Source organism: Kitasatospora cathayae (genome assembly GCF_027627435.1).
Taxonomy (GTDB): Bacteria; Actinomycetota; Actinomycetes; order Streptomycetales; family Streptomycetaceae; genus Kitasatospora; species Kitasatospora cathayae.
Map to the genome: position 1 here is coordinate 3,227,956 of NZ_CP115450.1, position 19,485 is coordinate 3,247,440.

General features: G+C 72.4%; 11 protein-coding genes and 1 pseudogene. All 12 read right to left on the bottom strand.

Features of this window, described 5'->3' with window-relative positions:
* Positions 1–212: 212 nt before the first annotated feature.
* The 12 genes and pseudogenes from ilvC to ligA all read right to left on the bottom strand — a co-directional run bounded on the left by ilvC (position 213) and on the right by ligA (position 19,482).
* Positions 213–1,211: a ketol-acid reductoisomerase gene (ilvC, locus tag O1G21_RS14210; protein ID WP_270143840.1), complete on the bottom strand. Its 999-nt coding sequence runs from the start codon at positions 1,209–1,211 to the stop codon at positions 213–215.
* A 138-nt stretch (positions 1,212–1,349) separates the two neighbouring features.
* Complete coding sequence (ilvN, locus tag O1G21_RS14215) at positions 1,350–1,874, bottom strand: acetolactate synthase small subunit (protein WP_030286969.1); 525 nt, start codon at positions 1,872–1,874, stop codon at positions 1,350–1,352.
* 82 nt (positions 1,875–1,956) lie between these two features.
* A complete protein-coding gene (locus tag O1G21_RS14220) occupies positions 1,957–3,810 on the bottom strand; it encodes an acetolactate synthase large subunit (protein WP_270143843.1) in 1,854 nt (617 codons plus the stop codon).
* Between the two features lie 330 nt (positions 3,811–4,140).
* Positions 4,141–7,077 carry a putative bifunctional diguanylate cyclase/phosphodiesterase gene (locus O1G21_RS14225; protein ID WP_405000803.1) on the bottom strand — a complete coding sequence of 979 codons (2,937 nt, stop codon included), beginning with the start codon at positions 7,075–7,077 and terminating at the stop codon, positions 4,141–4,143.
* A gap of 531 nt (positions 7,078–7,608) precedes the next feature.
* A complete protein-coding gene (locus O1G21_RS14230) occupies positions 7,609–10,656 on the bottom strand; it encodes a helix-turn-helix transcriptional regulator (protein WP_270143845.1) in 3,048 nt (1,015 codons plus the stop codon).
* A 134-nt stretch (positions 10,657–10,790) separates the two neighbouring features.
* A complete protein-coding gene (locus tag O1G21_RS14235; RefSeq protein WP_270143847.1) occupies positions 10,791–10,949 on the bottom strand; it encodes a hypothetical protein in 159 nt (52 codons plus the stop codon).
* Positions 10,950–11,196: 247 nt separating this feature from the next.
* Positions 11,197–12,705, bottom strand: a complete 1,509-nt coding sequence (gene gatB / locus O1G21_RS14240; RefSeq protein WP_270143849.1) for an Asp-tRNA(Asn)/Glu-tRNA(Gln) amidotransferase subunit GatB — start codon at positions 12,703–12,705, stop codon at positions 11,197–11,199.
* Between the two features lie 121 nt (positions 12,706–12,826).
* Positions 12,827–13,087 carry a hypothetical protein gene (locus O1G21_RS14245; RefSeq protein ID WP_270143852.1) on the bottom strand — a complete coding sequence of 87 codons (261 nt, stop codon included), beginning with the start codon at positions 13,085–13,087 and terminating at the stop codon, positions 12,827–12,829.
* A complete protein-coding gene (gene gatA, locus O1G21_RS14250; RefSeq protein ID WP_270150994.1) occupies positions 13,084–14,583 on the bottom strand; it encodes an Asp-tRNA(Asn)/Glu-tRNA(Gln) amidotransferase subunit GatA in 1,500 nt (499 codons plus the stop codon). Before gatA ends, O1G21_RS14245 begins: the two co-directional genes overlap by 4 nt.
* A 14-nt stretch (positions 14,584–14,597) precedes the next feature.
* On the bottom strand, positions 14,598–14,894 hold the full coding sequence (gatC, locus tag O1G21_RS14255) for an Asp-tRNA(Asn)/Glu-tRNA(Gln) amidotransferase subunit GatC (RefSeq protein ID WP_030057414.1): 297 nt from the start codon (positions 14,892–14,894) through the stop codon (positions 14,598–14,600).
* 162 nt (positions 14,895–15,056) lie between these two features.
* Positions 15,057–16,808, bottom strand: a pseudogene (locus O1G21_RS14260) (putative bifunctional diguanylate cyclase/phosphodiesterase); the annotation flags it as partial.
* Between the two features lie 385 nt (positions 16,809–17,193).
* Complete coding sequence (gene ligA, locus O1G21_RS14265; RefSeq protein ID WP_270143857.1) at positions 17,194–19,482, bottom strand: NAD-dependent DNA ligase LigA; 2,289 nt, start codon at positions 19,480–19,482, stop codon at positions 17,194–17,196.
* Positions 19,483–19,485 lie beyond the last annotated feature (3 nt).

Below are 19,485 nucleotides of genomic sequence, written 5' to 3' on the forward strand. Positions count from 1 at the left end.
CCCCGGGCACGAAGGTGGCGTGGAGGGCGGGGGAAGGTGGCATGGCCGCGTAGGTAGACGCACGACGCTGTGGGCCTGACGCGCACTCGGGAGTGTATCGGCGGGCAGGGTACGGGGCTGCTCCCGTCCGGCGAAATCACCCGGACGGGAGCAGCCTACTTGTACAAGGGCCCTGAGGAACCGGGCCTGGCAGAAGCTCGGGGCGAGGAGGCTCAGGCCTTCTCGTCGACCCAGCTCATCAGCGAGCGCAGCTTCTTGCCGGTGGTCTCCAGCAGGTGGTTCTCGTCTGCCGTCTTGTACTCGTTGTACTTGGGCAGACCGGCCTTGTACTCGGCGATCCAGGTGTTGGCGAAGGTGCCGTCCTGGATCTCGGCGAGGACCTTCTTCATCTCGGCCTTGGTGGCGTCGGTGATGATCCGCGGGCCGGTGACGTAGTCACCCCACTCGGCGGTCTCGGAGACCGACCAGCGCATCTTCTCCAGGCCGCCCTCGTACATCAGGTCGACGATCAGCTTCAGCTCGTGCAGGCACTCGAAGTAGGCGATCTCCGGCTGGTAGCCGGCCTCGACCAGGGTCTCGAACCCGGCCTTCACCAGGGCGGCGGTGCCACCGCAGAGGACGGCCTGCTCGCCGAACAGGTCGGTCTCGGTCTCCTCGGTGAAGGTGGTCTTGATGACGCCGGCCTTGGTGGCGCCCAGGCCCTTGGCGTACGACAGGGCCAGGTCGAAGGCCTTGCCCGAGGCGTCCTGCTCGACCGCGACGATCGCCGGGACGCCGCGGCCCTCCTCGTACTGGCGGCGGACCAGGTGGCCCGGGCCCTTCGGGGCGACCATGCAGACGTCGACGTCCGCCGGGGGCTTGATGAAGCCGTAGCGGATGTTCAGGCCGTGGCCGAAGAACAGGGCGTCGCCGGCCTTCAGGTGCGGGGCGATGTCGGCCTCGTAGACGTCGGCCTGGATCGGGTCCGGGACCAGGATCATGATGACGTCGGCCTCGGCCGCGGCCTCGGCCGGGGTGACCACGCGCAGGCCGGCCTCCTCGGCCTTGGCACGGGACTTGGACTCCGGCTTCAGGCCGACCCGGACGTCGGCGCCGGAGTCGCGCAGGGACAGCGCGTGGGCGTGGCCCTGGCTGCCGTAGCCGATGACCGCGACCTTGCGGCCCTGGATGATGGACAGGTCGGCGTCGTCTTCGTAGAACAGCTCGGCCACGGGGGCACATCTCCTTGCGTGATGGGGTGCCGGGGTTCCCAGCGTAGGCAACACCCGGCGGGGTGTGGGTCTTTGCTCAAGAGGTGCCGCGCGCCAGCGCGCCCTTGGAAGGGCGGTGGCGGGCGACGGGTGGGCCGGTCAGGCGCTGCGGTCGAGGGCGCGCAGCGAGCGGTCCGTGATGGAACGCGCGCCGCGGCCGATGGCGACCAGGCCGGACTGGACCAACTCCTTGATGCCGTAAGGCTCCAGCATCCGGAGCATGGCCTCCAGCTTGTCCGAACTGCCGGTGGCCTCGATGGTCACCGCTTCGGGTGACACGTCGACGGTCTTGGCACGGAACAGCTGGACGATCTCGACGATCTGCGACCGGGTCTCGTTGTCGGCGCGGACCTTCACCAGGACCAGTTCCCGCTGGATCGCAGCGGACTGGTCGAGTTCGACGATCTTTATCACGTTCACGAGCTTGTTGAGCTGCTTGGTGACCTGTTCCAGCGGGAGGTCCTCGACGTTGACCACGATCGTCATCCGGGACACGTCCGGGTGCTCGGTCGGGCCGACGGCGAGGGAGTCGATGTTGAAGCCCCGACGGGAGAACAGCGCGGCGATGCGGGCGAGCACGCCGGGCTTGTTCTCGACCAGGACGGAGAGGGTGTGCTTGGACATGTGGTTCCTCAGTCGCACAGGAGGGGTCCGGCGTAGCCGGTCCCAAGAAGGGTGGCGGCGGGCGACGGGCGGGCGGGGGCCGTCAGTCGAGATCGTCGCCGAAGTCGGGGCGGACGCCCTTGGCGAACTGGATCTCGTCGTTGCTGGTGCCGGCCGCGACCATCGGCCACACCATCGCGTCCTGGTGGACGATGAAGTCGATGACCACCGGGCGGTCGTTGATCTCCATCGCCTGCTTGATGACCGCGTCCAGGTCCTCGGGGCGCTCGCAGCGCAGGCCGACGCAGCCCATCGCCTCGGACAGCAGGACGAAGTCGGGGATCCGGGTGCCCTGGGCCGGCGGGGCGATGCCGTCGTGGTCCGGTCCGGAGTGCAGCACGGTGTTGGAGTAGCGCTGGTTGTAGAACAGCGTCTGCCACTGCCGGACCATGCCCAGCGAGCCGTTGTTGATGACCGCGACCTTGATCGGGATGTCGTTCAGGGCGCAGGTGACCAGTTCCTGGTTGGTCATCTGGAAGCAGCCGTCGCCGTCGATGGCCCAGACCACCGCCTCCGGGCGGCCCGCCTTGGCGCCCATCGCCGCCGGGACGGCGTAGCCCATGGTGCCGGCGCCGCCGGAGTTGAGCCAGGTGCCCGGCTTCTCGAAGCGGATGTACTGCGAGCTCCACATCTGGTGCTGGCCGACGCCCGCGGCGTAGACGGCGTCCGAGCCGACCAGCTGGCCGATCCGCTCGATGACCTGCTGCGGGGAGAGCTGGCCGTTCGGGGCCGGCTCGAAGCCCAGCGGGTAGGTCTTCTTCCACTCGTTGAGCTTCTCCCACCAGTCCGCGTAGTCGCCCTTGTGGCCGGCGTCGAACTCGGCCTGGACGGCGACGATCAGGTCGGCCAGCACCTCGCGGGCGTCGCCGACGATCGGCACGTCCGCCGGGCGGTTCTTGCCGATCTCGGCCGGGTCGATGTCCGCGTGGACGATCTTGGCGTACGGGGCGAAGCTGTCCAGCTTGCCGGTGACCCGGTCGTCGAAGCGGGCGCCGAGGGTGAACAGCAGGTCCGACTTCTGCAGCGCGGTGACGGCCGGGACGGAGCCGTGCATGCCGGGCATGCCCAGGTGCTGCGGGTGGCTGTCCGGGAAGGCGCCGAGCGCCATCAGGGTGGTGACGACCGGGGCGCCGGTCAGCTCGGCGAGGATCCGCAGCTCGGCGGTGGCCTGCGCCTTGATCACGCCGCCGCCGACGTAGAGCACCGGGCGCTTGCTGCTGACCAGCATCTTCGCGGCTTCGCGGATCTGCTTGGCGTGCGGCTTGGTGACCGGACGGTAGCCCGGCAGCGCGGTCTCGACCGGCCACCGGAAAGTGGTGGTGGCCTGCAGCGCGTCCTTGGCGATGTCGACCAGGACCGGGCCGGGGCGGCCGGTGGCGGCGATGTGGAAGGCCTCGGCGATCACCCGGGGGATCTCGGCCGGGTCGGTGACCAGGTAGTTGTGCTTGGTGATCGGCATGGTGATGCCGCAGATGTCCGCCTCCTGGAAGGCGTCGGTGCCGATCGCCTTGGAGGCGACCTGACCGGTGATCGCGACGATCGGCACGGAGTCCATGTACGCGTCGGCGATCGGGGTGACCAGGTTGGTCGCGCCGGGGCCGGAGGTGGCCATGCAGACCCCGACCTTGCCGGTGGCCTGGGCGTAGCCGGTGGCCGCGTGGCCGGCGCCCTGCTCGTGGCGGACCAGGATGTGGCGCACCTTGACCGAGTCCATCAGCGGGTCGTACGCGGGAAGGATGGCCCCGCCCGGGATGCCGAAGACGGTGTCCGCGCCCACGGCCTCGAGCGAGCGGATGAGCGACTGGGCTCCGGTCATGGTCTCGGCGACGTGCTGGGGAGCGGGAGCGTGGGCGGCCGGGTTGTCCCCGCGGCGGGGGGATGCGGCGTGCTCGGTCATCTGCCTGTCTCTTCTCGGGTTTTGCCGGCCCGGTGCTGCGGGCCCCGGTGGTGCGAGGGTGGGGGTCCCGGTCCGGGCCGATCGCCGGCTCTGCCTCAATCGTCCCGCTCGATCCGACGATGCGGACTCTTCGGGGCGGTCGGGGCCAGGGGTCTTGCGGGGGGAACAGCGTCAGTGCAACAAAAAACCCCTCGTGCCCAAGGGCATGCGAGGGGTGGCGCGTCGGTCTGTCACGAGCGGGGCGTGCGAGCCCACTCAGCCGACGCGCCCGCCAAGTACGAGAATTCGGGTGCGCATGGCAACGACCTTCCTCCCGTCCGGGGTGGCGTGTCAAGCAGGTGGGATGACCGTCTCGCCATGCGGACCAGCTCCCGGACCGGCGGCGGCCGGGTGTTCGGGCAGGTCGGAGGCCCCGTGGTGAGGTACGACACGGCCCGGCGCGGCGTCCGCGCGGCCACCCGTACGGGTGTCCGCGGCCAGGTACCCGCGGCGGGCGGACAGCGGGCCGAGCGGCTTGGGCAGCGGGTAGCCGCGGCGGGCCAGCGCCCGGCGCAGCCGGGTCTCGTCCAGCGGCGGGGCGAAGGCCGAGCCCTGGGCCAGCCGGCAGCCCAGCTCCTGCAGCGCGGCGACCTGCCGGGGCAGGTCCACACCCTCGGCGGCGGTGATCATCCCGAGGTCACGGCCGAGCCGCAGGGCGTGCCCGGCCAGGGTGCGGCTGAGCGCGGACTCGCCGAGGTCCTGGACCAGCGTGCGGTCCAGCTTGAGCCCGTCCAGCGGCAGCCGGGCGAGCGCCCCCAGCGAGCCGCTGCCGGCGCCGTAACCGGCCAGCCAGGTGGAGACCCCGAGTCTGCGCAGCGCGGCCAGCCGGCGGCCGAGTTCGTCGGCGAGCCGGTCCGGGCCCATCCGGGCCACCTCGATCACCAGCTCGCCGGCCGGCAGCCCGCTGTCGCGCAGCGCCGCGGCCACCGTCTCGTACAGGCCTGGCGAACAGAGCCGCTCGGTGGAGAGCCGGACGGCCACCGGGACGGGCACCGGCGCGCCGCCGCGGCTCCGGCCGCACACCGCCCGCCGGTCGGCGGCGGCCGCCACCGCCTCCTGCACCAGCCAGCGGGAGAACCGGGTCGCCGCGTCGCCGTGCTCGGCCGAGCGCAGGAACTCGGCCGGGGTGAGCAGCAGCCCGCCCGCCGAGCGCCAGCGGGCCTGGGCCTCGACGCCGATCACCGCGCCGCTGGCGAGGTCCACCACCGGCTGGTGGAGCAGGGTGAAGCCGCCCTCCCGGACGGCCACCCGCAGCCGCTCCTCCAGCTCGGTGCGGCGCTCCAGGTCGGCCCGCATCGCGGGGGCGTAGAGCACCACCCGGCCCTTGCCCTCGGACTTCGCCCGGTACATCGCGAGGTCGGCGTTGCGCATCAGCTCGTCGGCGGCGGCCCTGGGGTCGGCGGCCGGGCCGCGCTCGGGGGTGCCGAAGGCGATGCCGATGCTGGCGGCGACGCCGAGTTCGACGCCGCCGATCCAGTACGGCTCGGAGAGCGCGACCCGCAGCCGCTCGGCCAGCTCCTGGACCTGCAGCTTGCCGAGCGGGCCGCAGACCAGGGCGGCGAACTCGTCGCCGCCGAACCGGGCGACGGTGTCCCCGCAGCGCACCGCGCCCAGCAGCCGGCGGGCGGCCTGCACCAGCAGCTCGTCGCCCACCTGGTGCCCGGCGGTGTCGTTGACCGCCTTGAAGCCGTCCAGGTCGAGGAAGAGCACCGCGATCCCGGCGCCCGTCCCGTCCTGCTGGCCGCGGTTGCCGAGGGCGGCGCGCAGCCGCTGGGTGAACAGCGCCCGGTTGGGCAGGTCGGTGAGCGGGTCGTGGAAGGCGTTGTGCTGCAACTGGGCCTGGAGCATGACGCGTTCGGTGACGTCCCGGCTGTTGAGCAGCAGACCGTCGCGGTGCCGGCTGACCGTGGACTCGACGTGCAGCCACTCGCCGACGCCGGAGCTGATCCGGCACTCCACCCGGGCCGAGGTCTCGCCGGTGCCCGGGGTGCGGTGGGCGGCGAGCCGGACCCGCGCGAGGTAGCGGCGGACCTCGGCGAGCACCCGGTCCACGTCCTCGGGGTGCACCAGGTCCAACAGGTTGCCGCCGACCAGTTCCTCCGGGTCCCGCCCGTACACGCCGAGCGCCGCCGGGGAGACGTACGAGAGCACGCCGTTCGCCCCCGCGATCATGATGACGTCACTGGAGCCCTGCACCAGGGAGCGGAAGTGCGACTCCTTGTGGGCGAGTTCCTGGGCCAGTGAGAGGTTGTCGAGCAGCATGACGCCTTGCCTGAGGATCAGTGCCAGCCCGACGGTGCACGCGGCCGCGGCCACCACGCGGTCCAACTCGCGCCCGCCGAGGGCGTTGTAGAGGATTCCCGCGGTGCACACCGCGGCGGCCGCGTAGGGGGTGAGCGCGCTGAAGGTGGTGGCCACCCGGCGGCGCGGCAGGCCGCCGGCCGAGGGGTGCTCGCGCAGCGGACGGCGCCAGCGCGAGGACCACGGCGCCCAGGCGAGCAGCAGACTGCCGGAGAACCAGCCGGCGTCCAGCAGTTCGCCGGAGTGGTAGTTGCTGCGCAGCTCCGGGGAGGTGAACAGGGCGTCGCAGGTCACCGTGACGGCGAGCGCGAGCATCGCGGTGTGCACCGCCGCCCGGTTGCCGTCCCGGCCGCCGAAGCGCAGCCCCACCACCAGGCTGACCAGCAGGATGTCCAGCACCGGGTAGGCCAGGTTGAGAGCCAGCCTCAGCGGGGAGCCGCTCTCGCCGGCCGCGATCCGGCCGAGCGCCAGGCTCCAGCTGAGGGTGAACAGCGAGCCGGCGATCAGCCAGCCGTCGAGCAGCAGGCACAGCCAGCCGGCCGCCGAGCGCGGGTGCTGGGCGAGCACCAGCACGCCGGTGATGGCGAGCGGGGCGAACAGCAGGAAGGCGTACTCGGCGAGCGAGTCCTGCGGCAGCGGGATGCGCACGACCAGCTCGTACCAGCCCCAGGTGCCGTTGCCGAAGGCGACCATGAACGAGGAGAGGCCGAACAGCAGCCAGGCCGGGCGGGCGTGGCCGCCGACCGTGCAGCCGTACACCAGGCAGGACAGCGCGGCCCCGAGGGCGGCTGCAGCGAGCCCGAAGTCGCCCATGAAGATGGAGAGTTGGCGTGATCCCCAGCCGGTGGCGGCACCCAGCGCGTAGGCCAGGCAGAGCCCGCCGAGGGCGAGGCCGGGCAGCACGCGGCTCTCCCGGAGCCTGCACAGCGGGCCGCGCCCGGCAGGCGGCGGCGGGTCCGCGGCGGACGCGTCGGTGGGCGGCACGCCCGGTCGTCCGGATCCGGGCAGCACCGTATCGGTGGAGCTCACTCGGCCTCTCCCCCTCCGACCCGGGGCCTGGCGCCCCGGCCACGGGCCACCGGCCGCGCACCTCTCGGACGTACGCGGTGGCCTGGCGCCCCGTCAGGACGGTGGCCCAGGGGGTGGGCGGCCTTCCGGCCACCGCACCGCACCGATGCTCCCGCTCGGGACCCTACACCAATTCCGTCACTCAATGACACGCACACTCAACTTAGAGTAATGGCGACAGAGCGGGGAAATGCACCCGATTCCGACCGATCGGCCCGGTTGGCGGCGGCGCGCGGGCAGGGGCTCACGCGGCGCGCACGGGAGCACGCGACGGCGCCCGACCCCCGGAGCAGTCAAAGGGCCTGTCTCTCGGGTGCTTGCCGGGTCCGACGAAACCCAAGAGACAGGCCCTGTCGCCGACCGTACGGGTACGGTCGGCGACCTGCGGATTCACCGGCCCGAGGGGACCAGGTCGTCAGGGAACAGCCGCAGCCGATGGGCCAGCGCGGCGGCCTCGCCGCGACCGCCGACCTCCAACTTGCCCAGGATGTTGGACACGTGCACGCTTGCGGTCTTCGGAGAGATGTACAGTTCCTCGGCGATCTGCCGGTTGGTCCAGCCCCGCGCGAGCAACCGGAGCACGTCCCGCTCACGGGGGGTGAGCCCGAACGAGTCCCCGACGGCCTGCACCGGGGCCGCCGCGGCGGCCGGGCGCGCGGCCGGGGCGAGGGTGAGCCCGGCCCGCTCGGCCAGGGCGGCGATCTGCGCCCCGAGCGGCCGGTCGCCCCGGGCGGCCGCCAGTTCGGCCGCCTCGCGCAGCAGTTCGGTCGCGGCCTCCCGCCGCCCGGCCCGCACCTCCGCCTCCGCACCGCGCAGCAGGGCGAGGGCCAGCGGGTACGGCAGGCCGGTCGGCCGCAGCTCGGCGATCGCCCGCGCCCACTGCTCGGGCGTGTCCGCGGCCGCGGCACGGGCGAGTTCGGCCTCCAGCAGTCCGGCCCAGCCGCGGTGCAGCGGGGACTGCGGCCGCAGTTCGGCGCCCGCCGCGGCGATCGCGGCCAGCACCTCGGCGCGGCCCGCCTCGGTCTCCGGCAGCCCCAGGCTGTCCGCCTCCACCCCGGCGGCCTCCACCAACAGCGGGTAGACGTCGGAGGCGTAGCCGAGCCGCCCCTCCTCCGCGAGCGCGGCGAGCAGTTCGGCCCGGGCCTCCAGCGGCCGTCCGCCGTACGCGGCGATCCGCACCGCCAGCCGGCTGATCGGCACGCTGTGCTGCGGCTGGCCGACCCGGTTGGCCGCCCGGGCCTTCGTCAGCAGGGTCGCCGCGGCGGCGAAGTCCCCCCGCAGCACGGCGAGGTCACCGCGCATCCGGTCCAGGAACTCGGCGTGGGAACCGGTCAGACTGGCCGACTCGCTGGCGGCGAGCAGTTCCTCGGCCTCCCGGACCTGCCCGAGGTCGGCCAGCGCCTCGACCAGGTTGCCGGTCAGGATGTTGCCGATGTTGCGCTGCAGCCCGTTGCCGTCCGCGAACTCCAGGCCCTCCCGGGCCAGCCGGACGGCCTCCTCGGCCCGGCCCAGTCCGCGCTGCATGCTGGCCAGGTTGTTGATGCCGCGCAACAGGAGGTCCGGCACGCCCAGTTGCCGGGCCCGCTCGACCGCCGCCGTCAGCTCGGCCAGCCCGCCCTCGGCGTCGCCCAGGAGGTCGTGGCGCAGGCTGCCGAGGGTCATCCGGGCGTGCACCTCGACCGAGTGGGCGCCGACCTGCTCGGCGATCCGGATCGCCCGCTCGGCCAGTTCCAGGTGCTCGGGGCGGGGCGATCTGACCACCGCGACCCCGGCGGCCAGCGCGAACACCTCGGCCTGCACGGCGGACGGCGGCAGGCCCTCCACCAGCCGGTGCGCGCGGGCGATCTCCTCGTCATCCCCGGAGCGGCGCAGGTTGCCCAGCATCCGGGCCCGGTTGATCCGGAACCAGGCCGAACGGACCGGGTGCTCCGCCTCGTCGACCAGCCGGAGACCGCGCTTGGCCAGGCTCAGGCCGCGCTCGCGGTCGCCGCAGCGCCGGGCCGCGACCACCGCCTCGGCCAGCACGTCGACCAGCTGGATCCGGTCGCAGTCCGCGTCGGCGGGGCTGTGGTCGCAGGAGCCGGGCGGGTAGGTCTCGGCCCAGTCGTACGGGCGCAGGGTGTGCGCCAGCACCTCCTCGGAGACCTGGTCCCACAGCTCCAGGGCGCGTTCCAGCATGCCGAGTTGCTCGGCGAAGGCGTTGCGGCGGCGGGCCGCGCGGGCGGCGTCCAGGGCGGTCGGCAGGGCGCGGGCCGGGTCGTGCGCGTGGTACCAGTAGTTGGCCAGCCGGGCCGGCAGCGCGTCGGCGGGCACCAGCTGCGGGCGGGCCTCCACGGCGAGCGCGAACTTGCGGTTGATCCGGTGCCGTTCGCCGGGCAGCAGGTCGTCCGAGACGGCCTCGCGGACCAGCGCGTGTCGGAAGCGGTAGCCCTCGCCCTCGCTGTCCGGGCGCAGGATGTTGGCGCCGACGGCCGCCCGCAGCGCCTCGATCAGCGCCTCCTCGTCGTCGGCCAGGACGGCGGCCAGCAGGGCGTGTTCGACGTGCGAGCCGCCCTCGGCGGCGATCCGCACCACCCGCTGGGCCTCCTCGTCCAGCCCCTCGACCCGGACCAGCAGGATGTCCCGCAGCGAGTCGGTCAGCCCGGCGCCGCAGCCGTCCTCGAAGGCGGTGGCCAGTTCCTCGACGAAGAACGGGTTGCCCTCCGAGCGGCGCAGGATCCGGTCCACCAGCTGGCGGTCGGGGGCGGTGGTGCCGAGGATGCCGGCCAGCTGGGCCGCGACCTCGCGGCGGCCGAACCGTTCCAGCTCCAGCCGCTGGACGGTGCGCAGCCGTTCGAGCTCGGCGAGGAAGGGGCGCAGCGGGTGGCGGCGGTGCAGGTCGTCGGTGCGGTAGGTGGCGACCAGCAGCACCCGGGAGCGGTGCAGGGTGCGCACCAGGAAGGCGAGCAGTTCCCGGGTGGAGCGGTCGGACCAGTGCAGGTCCTCGACGGCGAGGACGAGGGTACGCTCCGCGCCGAACCGTTCGAACAGTCTCGCGGTGTGCTCGAACAGCCGGGCCCGGCCGTACTCGTCGTTGGGTTCGCCGTCCGCCTCGCCGAACTCGGAGAGCAGCCGGGCGAGATGACCCTCGCTGCCGGCCGCGGCGGCCTCGAACTCGGCGCCCAGCGAGCGGTGCAGCCGGCGCAGCGCGGCGGCCAGCGGCGCGTACGGCAGGCCTTCGGCGCCGACCTCCAGACAGCTGCCGAGCGTGGTGACCGCACCCCCGTCGGAGGCCCGCTGCAGGAACTCCTCCAGCAGCCGGGTCTTGCCGATGCCGGCCTCGCCACCGATCAGCACGGCCTGCGGGCTGCCGGTGCCCGCCCTGCGCAGCGCGTCGGTCAGTTCGGTGATCTCGCTGCCGCGGCCGACGAAGACGGGACTGACCGATATCTGCTGCATGGAGGCGAGCATGCCATAGCCGGAGCCGCCGGTGAGAGGGGTTATCTCCCGGGGCGAACGCCCGGAGGGGGAGGCGCTCCCCCGCGGCGCCTCCCCCTCCGGAACTCCATCGGCACCGTCGTGGTGCCGCACCGTCAGCACTCCGGCCGACGCACGGGGCGCCGCTGGAAGCGGGCGGCCACCGGACGGCGGCGGAGGCGTCGGGCCTGCCTGGCCTCGCGGACCAGACGCTCGTGCTCGGCGCGGACCTCGAGCTCGTGGGCCTGCTGCTGGATGAGCTGGTACTCGATCACTTCGGGTTCCCCTTCGGGTTTCACCTTCGTTTCCCTGACGAGTAAGAGCTTCCTCCCCCAGTGGGGGGTGCCACATCGGGAGCGTGCCCCATCTTCCGAAGGCCGGATGCCTTAGATGAGGCGCCAGAAAAGGTTTAAGGCCCCGTCTCACCTAGATACATAGGTGAGACGGGGCCTTAGGCCTTACTTAGATGGCCTTAGATGCCTTAGGCGCCTTAGGAAGGCGGGCTTGACGGCGTAGAGAACCTCAGGCAGAGACGCCCAGCTTCTCCAAGATCAGGTCCTTCACACGTGCCGCGTCCGCCTGGCCACGGGTGGCCTTCATGACCGCGCCGACCAGCGCGCCCACGGCCGCGATCTTGCCGTCGCGGATCTTGGCGGCGACGGCCTCGTTCTCGGCGATGGCCTGGTCGACGGCGGCGCCCAGCGCCGAGTCGTCCGAGACCACGGCCAGGCCGCGCTTCTCGACGACCTCGTCCGGCTCGCCCTCGCCGGCCAGCACGGCCTCGATGACCTGACGGGCCAGCTTGTCGTTCAGCTTGCCCTCGGCGACCAGCGCGGTGACCCGGGCGACCTGCGCCGGGGTGATCGGCTGCTCGCTCAGCTCGGTGCCGGTCTCGTTGGCGCGGCGGGCCAGCTCGCCCATCCACCACTTGCGGGCCTGGTCGGCCGGGGCACCGGCCGCGATGGTCTCCAGGATCGGCTCGACCGCACCGGCGTTGAGCACGGACTGCATGTCCTTGTCGGACAGGCCCCACTCGGCCTGCAGCCGGGCGCGACGCACCCGCGGCAGCTCCGGCAGCGCGGCGCGCAGCTCCTCGACCCACTCGCGGGAGGGGGCCACCGGCACCAGGTCCGGCTCGGGGAAGTAGCGGTAGTCCTCGGCGTTGTCCTTGATCCGGCCCGAGGTGGTGGTGCCGTCGTCCTCGTGGAAGTGGCGGGTCTCCTGGACGATGGTGCCGCCGTCGGTCAGCACGGTGGCGTGCCGCTGGATCTCGAACCGGGCGGCCCGCTCCACGCTGCGCAGCGAGTTGACGTTCTTGGTCTCCGAGCGGGTGCCGAAGGTCTCGGTGCCGTTCGGGCGCAGCGACAGGTTGACGTCGCAGCGCATCTGGCCCTTGTCCATCCGGGCCTCGGAGACGCCCAGCGACCTGATCAGCTCGCGCAGCTCGGCGACGTACGCCTTGGCGACCTCGGGGGCCCGCTCGCCCGCGCCGACGATCGGCTTGGTGACGATCTCGATCAGCGGGATGCCGGCCCGGTTGTAGTCGAGCAGCGAGTGGGTGGCCCCGTGGATGCGACCGGTGGCGCCGCCGACGTGGCTGGACTTGCCGGTGTCCTCCTCCATGTGGGCGCGCTCGATCTCCACGCGGAAGGTCGAGCCGTCCTCCAGCTGCACGTCGAGGTAGCCGTTGAAGGCGATCGGCTCGTCGTACTGCGAGGTCTGGAAGTTCTTGGGCATGTCCGGGTAGAAGTAGTTCTTCCGCGCGAACCGGCACCACTCGGCGATCTCGCAGTTCAGCGCCAGGCCGATCTTGACGGCCGACTCCACGCCCACCGCGTTGACCACCGGCAGCGAGCCCGGCAGGCCCAGGCAGGTCGGGCAGGTCTGGCTGTTCGGCTCGGCGCCCAGCTCGGTCGAGCAGCCGCAGAACATCTTGGTCTTGGTACCGAGCTCGACGTGGACCTCAAGGCCCATCACCGGGTCGTACGACGCGAGAGCGTCCTCGTAGGAGACCAGGTTCATGACGCTCACAGCGTCCCTTCTCACTTGAAGCTTGGGAGGTACGGGCCCGGCCGCCGCGCTCGCGCGGGGCCGGGCTAGGGCGTGTCTTGCGGGTCCTTGCCGGCGAAACCCACAAGACACGCCCTGGGCGTCAGCCCAGCAGTACGTCGTCGGAGCCCAGCTGGCGCAGCTCGCGCACCAGCAGGGCGGTGCCGGTGATCAGCGCGGCCGCGCCGACCAGGGCGTTGACCAGCTTGAGGGTGTCGCTCTCCTCGCGGGCCTTGCGGACGTCCTTGACGATGGAGATCGCACCGAAGGCGCTGGTGCCGATGGACAGCCAGAGGCCGGGCTTCGAGTGCTTCCACCCCTTCAAAGAAGCAGACTGGGCCTTGGCCTTCTCGATCTTGCTCACAGTGCCGGTACCTCCTCCAGCAGGGTGTGCCCCCACTTGTCGTTGAGTGCGGCCTCGACGGCACCGCCCACGCGGTACAGGCGGTCGTCCGCCATCGCGGGAGCGATGATCTGCAGGCCGACCGGGAGATTGTCCTCCGGCGCCAGGCCGACCGGCAGCGACATGGCCGCGTTGCCCGCCAGGTTCGACGGGATCGTGCACAGGTCGGCCAGGTACATCGCCATCGGGTCGTCGGCGCGCTCGCCGATCGGGAAGGCGGTGGTCGGCGTGGTCGGCGAGACCAGGACGTCCACGCCGGCGAAGGCGGCGTCGAAGTCGCGCGAGATCAGCGTGCGCACCTTCTGGGCCGAGCCGTAGTAGGCGTCGTAGTAGCCCGAGGAGAGGGCGTACGTGCCCAGGATGATGCGGCGCTTGACCTCGTCGCCGAAGCCCGCCTCGCGGGTCAGCGCGGTGACCTCCTCGGCCGAGCGCGAGCCGTCGTCGCCGACCCGCAGGCCGTAGCGCATGGCGTCGAAGCGGGCCAGGTTGGAGGAGCACTCCGACGGGGCGATCAGGTAGTACGCCGGCAGCGCCAGGGTGAAGGACGGGCAGGACACCTCGACGACCTCGGCGCCCAGCTCGCGCAGCAGCTCCACCGACTCGTTGAAGCGCTGCATCACGCCGGTCTGGTAGCCCTCGCCGGCGAACTCCTTGACGACGCCGATCCGCATGCCGCGGATGTCGCGCATCCTGGCGGCCTCGACCACGGCCGGGACGGGCGCGTCGATCGAGGTGGAGTCCAGCGGGTCGTGCCCGGCGATGGCCTCGTGCAGCAGCGCCGCGTCCAGCACCGTACGGGCGCACGGGCCGCCCTGGTCCAGGCTGCTGGAGAAGGCGACCAGGCCGTAGCGGGACACCGAGCCGTAGGTCGGCTTGACGCCGACGGTGCCGGTGACGGCGCCGGGCTGGCGGATCGAGCCGCCGGTGTCGGTGCCGATCGCCAGCGGGGCCTCGAAGGCGGCCAGCGCGGCGGCCGAACCGCCGCCGGAGCCGCCGGGGATGCGGGTGAGGTCCCACGGGTTGCCGGTCGGGCCGTAGGCCGAGTTCTCGGTGGAGGAGCCCATCGCGAACTCGTCCATGTTGGTCTTGCCGAGGATGACCACACCGGCGTCCTTGAGACGGGTGGTCAGGGTGGCGTCGTACGGCGGGATCCAGCCCTCGAGCATCTTGGACCCACAGGTGGTCGGGATGCCCTTGGTGGTGAAGACGTCCTTCAGCGCGAGCGGGACGCCGGCCAGCGGGCCCAGCTCCTCGCCCTTGGCGCGCTTGTCGTCGACGGCCTTGGCGGCGGCCAGCGCGCCCTCGGTGTCGACGTGCAGGAAGGCGTTGACCTTCTTGTCGACGGCCTCGATGCGGTCCAGGTGCGCCTGGGCGACCTCGACGGCGGACACCTCGCCCTTGGCGATGGCGGTGGCCGTCTCGGCGGCCGTCCACCTAATGATCGGAGTGGGGATCATCTCGGTCATCTCGGTCAGTCCTCCCCGAGGATCTGCGGCACACGGAAACGCTGCTCCTCGGCGGCGGGGGCGCCGGACAGCGCCTGCTCCGGGGTGAGCGACGGCCGCACCTCGTCCGCGCGCATGACGTTGGTCAGCGGCAGCGGGTGGGAGGTCGGCGGGACGTCCTGTCCGGCGACCTCGGAAACGCGGGCGACCGCGCCGATGATCACGTCGAGCTGCTCGGCGAAGTGGTCCAGCTCTTCGGGCTTCAGCTCAAGACGCGACAGCCGGGCGAGGTGGGCGACCTCCTCGCGCGTGATGCCAGGCATGCAGCGATCCTCAGGGTGAGTTCTGGTGAGACCCGGCGACGCCTTCGGCGGTGCCGGGCCCGGGCAGGAGCAGCCGGGTTCGGCGCTCCGTCCTCGTGGTCTTTGGACCCATCCTATGGGGCCCGGCCCGGCCACCGGCCAACGAGTGACCTCGGACCCGCGTCACTGGGGCCTGGTGCGGGCCCAACCCGGGTTGCCGGGCGCCGTGACGCCCAGTGGCGCGGCCGGCACCGCCTGGCCCCGCTGCACGGCCTGGACGACGGGCGGCAGCACCGGCGGGAGGGTCGGCGGCAGCACCGGCGGCCGTGTGGCCGACTGAGCGGCCGGCTTGATCACGGTGGGCGGGGTGACCGGCTTGACGAGCGGCGGGAGCTTGGGCGGGGCGCCGAGCCGCTCCGCGGTCGGGGCGCCGGTGGTGCGGTGCACCCGCAGCCAGGCGGTGGCCTGCTCGGCGGGCAGCGCGGCCGAGACCAGCCAGCCCTGGACGGCGTCCACGCCCATGCAGTGCAGCCGCTCCCAGGTCTCGTCGTCCTCGACGCCCTCGGCGACCACGGTCAGGCCGAGCGAGTGGGCCAGCTCCACCGAGCAGCGGACCACCGCCGCGTCGTGGTCGTCGGCGACCATCCGGGAGACGAAGGAGCGGTCGATCTTCAGCTCGCCGACCGGCAGGCTGCGCAGCCGCACCAGTGAGGAGTGGCCGGTGCCGAAGTCGTCCAGGGACATCCCGACGCCGTAGCCGCGCAGCTCGGCCAGGGTGTCGGCGGCGCGCCGGGAGTCGTCCAGCAGCAGCCGCTCGGTGATCTCCAGCTGGAGCGCGTGGGCCGGCACCTGGTGGCGCACCAGGTGCCCGGCGACGCGCTGGGCGAAGCCGGGGTTGAGCACGTCGCGCGGCGAGACGTTGACCGCGACCTGCACCTGCAGGCCCTGGTCGCGCCAGTAGGCGAGCTGGCCGACGGCCGCCTCGAGCACGTAGTCGGTGAGCCGGGGCATCAGGCCGCTGGACTCGGCGAGGCCGACGAACTCGTCCGGCGAGACCTTGCCCTGCCCGGGCCGCTCCCAGCGCAGCAGCGCCTCCAGGCCGACCACCCGGCCGTCGAAGGCCACCTTCGGCTGGTAGTGCAGCTGCACCTCGCCGGTCTCCAGGGCCCGGCGCAGGTCGCCGAGCAGGCCGATCCGGTACGGGGTGTCGGCGTCCTGGGTCTCGTCGTACTGGGCGACCCCGCTGCACCCGCGCTGGGCGTGGCCCATCGCCACGTCGGCGCGGCGCAGCAGCGACTCGGCGTCCGGGGCGCCCTGCGGGTAGACGCAGACGCCGGCGCTGGCCTCCAGCACCAGCAGCAACCCGTCCAGGCGGATCGGCGCGGCGAGTTCGGCGATCAGCGCCTTGGCCACCCGCTCCAGGCTGTCCGGGCAGGCGATGCCGGGCATCAGGACGGCGAACTCGTCGCCGCCCATCCGGGCCACCATCGGGCGGCCCCGGCGGTAGTGCCGGGGCAGGCCGGCGAAGACGTCGTCGATGGACTCCCGGGTGGCGCTGCCGGCCGGGCCGCCGGAGCGCAGCGCCCGGTGCAGTCGGCGGGCGATGTGAACCAGCAGCCGGTCACCCGCCGTATGACCGAGTGTGTCGTTGAGCGATCGGAAACGATCGAGGTCGAGCAGGATGAGACCGACGCTGCAACCCTCCTCACGCTCGGCGATCGCCTCCTGGGCGGCCAGCAGTAAGGCCTGACGGTTGGGCAGGTCCGTCAGGGGATCGGTCAGCTGGTCGCGGGCGCGGTCCCGGGCGATCCGCCAGGCCGCCACCAGCACGGCCAGCGGCACCGCGAACAGCGGCAGCAGTTCGGGTTCGTACCGGTAGACCAGGACTGCCAGCGGGATGAGCGGCGCAGCACCGGCCAGCAGCACGCCGAGCAGCAGGACCGCACCCGCCACCCCCTGCGGCGGGCGTGTGGGCGCGCCACCGGTCGTACGATCCATAAGCCCTGTCCTCCGTCGGGCCCGCCCCGTCAGGCCGCCTTACGGTGAGGCACCGTGCCGGTACCGACAGCTGCCGGGCATGGAGCGACCCCGAGGAGCACCGGCTCAGCCGGTGCCCCCACCCCTGCTGACACTCTGTTGCGCTCCAGGGTATGCCGGGGTCCACCCGGTGGGCAGACTTTCGGACAACCGGAAACGCGCTACCGCGCCCGAGTGTCACACAGTGACACAATGCCCGCTTTCACTGGACGGCACCCGGTGACGTTGCATCAGGACGATAACAACACGGATCCGGCCACCGGCCGCTCGGGTCCGCTCCGGATCAGCCCTCGGCGGGGGTGCCGGCGGGATCGGCGGCCTCCTCGGGCTCCGGAAGTCCCAGGTGGGCACGGGCCGCCGACGGTCCGTCGGCCAGTAGCACGGCGAAACCCGCGTCGTCCAGGACCGGCAGTCCGAGCTGAACGGCCTTGTCGTACTTGGACCCTGGATTGTCACCGGCGACCACGAAGTCGGTCTTCTTCGAAACCGAACCGGTCACCTTCGCTCCGCGCGAGGTCAGCGCCTCCTTGGCGCCGTCCCGGGTGTGGCCGGACAGCGTCCCCGTCACGACCACCGTCAGCCCCTCCAGCGGGCGCTCCGCCGCCTCCTCGTCCGCGAACTCCTCGGTGAAGCGGACGCCTGCGGCGCGCCACTTCTCCAGGATCTCCCGGTGCCACTCCTCCTCGAACCACTCCTTGATCGAGCGGGCGATGGTCGGGCCGACGCCCTCGACCGCGGCCAGCTCCTCCTCGGTGGCCGAGAAGACCCGGTCCAGGTCACGGAACTCCCGCGCCAGCTCCTGCGCCGCCACCGGGCCGACGTGCCGGATCGACAGCCCGTTGAGGAAGCGCCAGAGCGGACGCTCCTTCGCCCCCTCCAGGTTGTCCAGCAGGGCCCGGAGCGACTTCTTCGGCTCGCCCTTGGTGGTCGCGAAGAAGAACACCTCCTTCTCCTTGCCGGTCCGGTCGTCCAGCTTGGGCATGCCGGTCTTCTGGTCGCGCACCAGCACCTTGATCGGCAGCAGCTGCTCCTCGGTCAGCCCGAAGACGTCGCCCTCGTTGCGCACCGGCGCCTCGGCCGGCTCCAGCGGCTGGGTCAGTGCGGTGGCCGCGACGTAGCCGAGCCCCTCGACGTCCAGGCATGACCGGCCGCCGAGGAAGGCGATCCGCTCCCGGATCTGCGCCGGGCAGTGCTGGGCGTTGGGGCAGCGCAGATCGATGTCCCCCTCGGACATCTGACGCAGCTCGGTGCCGCACTCCGGGCAGTGCGAGGGCATCACGAAGGCCTGCTCGGTGCCGTCCCGCAGGTCGTAGACCGGGCCGAGGATCTCCGGGATGACGTCACCGGCCTTGCGCAGCACCACGGTGTCGCCCAGCAGCACGTCCTTGGCCTTGACGATCTCCTGGTTGTGCAGCGTCGCGTACTGCACCATCGACCCGGCCACCTTCACCGGCTCGGCCAGCACCGCGTACGGGGTGGCCCGGCCGGTGCGGCCGATGCCGACCTTGATCTCGGCGAGCTTGCCGGTGACCTCCTCCGGCGGGTACTTCCAGGCGATCGCCCAGCGCGGGGACTTGGAGGTGGCGCCGAGCCGGCCCTGCAGGGCGATCTCGTCCACCTTGACCACGACGCCGTCGATCTCGTGCTCGACCGAGTGCCGCTGCTCGCCGAAGTGCTTGATGAAGGCCCGCACTTCGGCCAGGCTCCCGACCACCTTGTTGTGCCGGGCGGTGGGCAGGCCCCAGTCGTGCAGCAGCTGGTACGCGTGCGACTGGTTGTCGATGTCGAAGCCGACCCGGGCGCCGATGCCGTGCACCACCATGTGCAGCGGGCGGGAGGCGGTGACGTGCGGGTCCTTCTGGCGCAGCGAACCGGCGGCGGCGTTGCGGGGGTTCATGAACAGCCGGATCATCGCCCGGGGCCGCTTTCCCTCCTTGGCGCGCTCCTCGTTCTCCTGCCGGCGGCGCTCGTTCTCCTCCGAGAAGGAGGCGTTGAGCGCGATGAACTGCTCGGTCGGGAAGTAGACCTCGCCGCGGATCTCCACCAGCTCGGGGACGTTGTCGCCCTTGAGCCGGTGCGGGATCTCCTTGATGGTGCGGATGTTGGCGGTGATGTCCTCGCCGACCCGGCCGTCGCCGCGGGTCGCCGCCTGCACCAACTGGCCGTTCTCGTAGGTGAGGTTGACGGCCAGGCCGTCCACCTTGAGCTCGCACAGGTAGTGGTAGTCGATGCCGTGCAGCTCGGTGGCGACCCGGTCCGCCCAGGCGCCCAGCTCCTCGTCGTCCATCGCGTTGTCGAGGCTGAGCAGGCGCTCGCGGTGCTCGACCTCGGCGAACAGCTCGGTGGGGGCGCCGCCGACCTTCTGGGTCGGCGAGTCCGGCGTCACCAGGGCCGGGTGCTCGGCCTCCAGCGATTCCAGCTCGCGCATCAGGGCGTCGAACTCGGCGTCGCTGATGACCGGCGCGTCCTGCTCGTAGTACCGGGCGCGGTGGTCGGTGATCTCCTGCGCCAGCTCGGCGTGCCGCCGGCGCACCTCCGCCGGGACGTCCTCCCAGCCCTCGACAGCCGTCACCGC

Coding starts and splice junctions, on each gene's coding strand:
- ilvN (WP_030286969.1), bottom strand. CDS start 1,874: ATGTCCAAGCACACCCTCTCCGTCCTGGTCGAGAACAAGCCCGGCGTG.
- O1G21_RS14220 (WP_270143843.1), bottom strand. CDS start 3,810: ATGACCGAGCACGCCGCATCCCCCCGCCGCGGGGACAACCCGGCCGCC.
- O1G21_RS14230 (WP_270143845.1), bottom strand. CDS start 10,656: ATGCAGCAGATATCGGTCAGTCCCGTCTTCGTCGGCCGCGGCAGCGAG.
- gatA (WP_270150994.1), bottom strand. CDS start 14,583: ATGATCCCCACTCCGATCATTAGGTGGACGGCCGCCGAGACGGCCACC.
- gatC (WP_030057414.1), bottom strand. CDS start 14,894: ATGCCTGGCATCACGCGCGAGGAGGTCGCCCACCTCGCCCGGCTGTCG.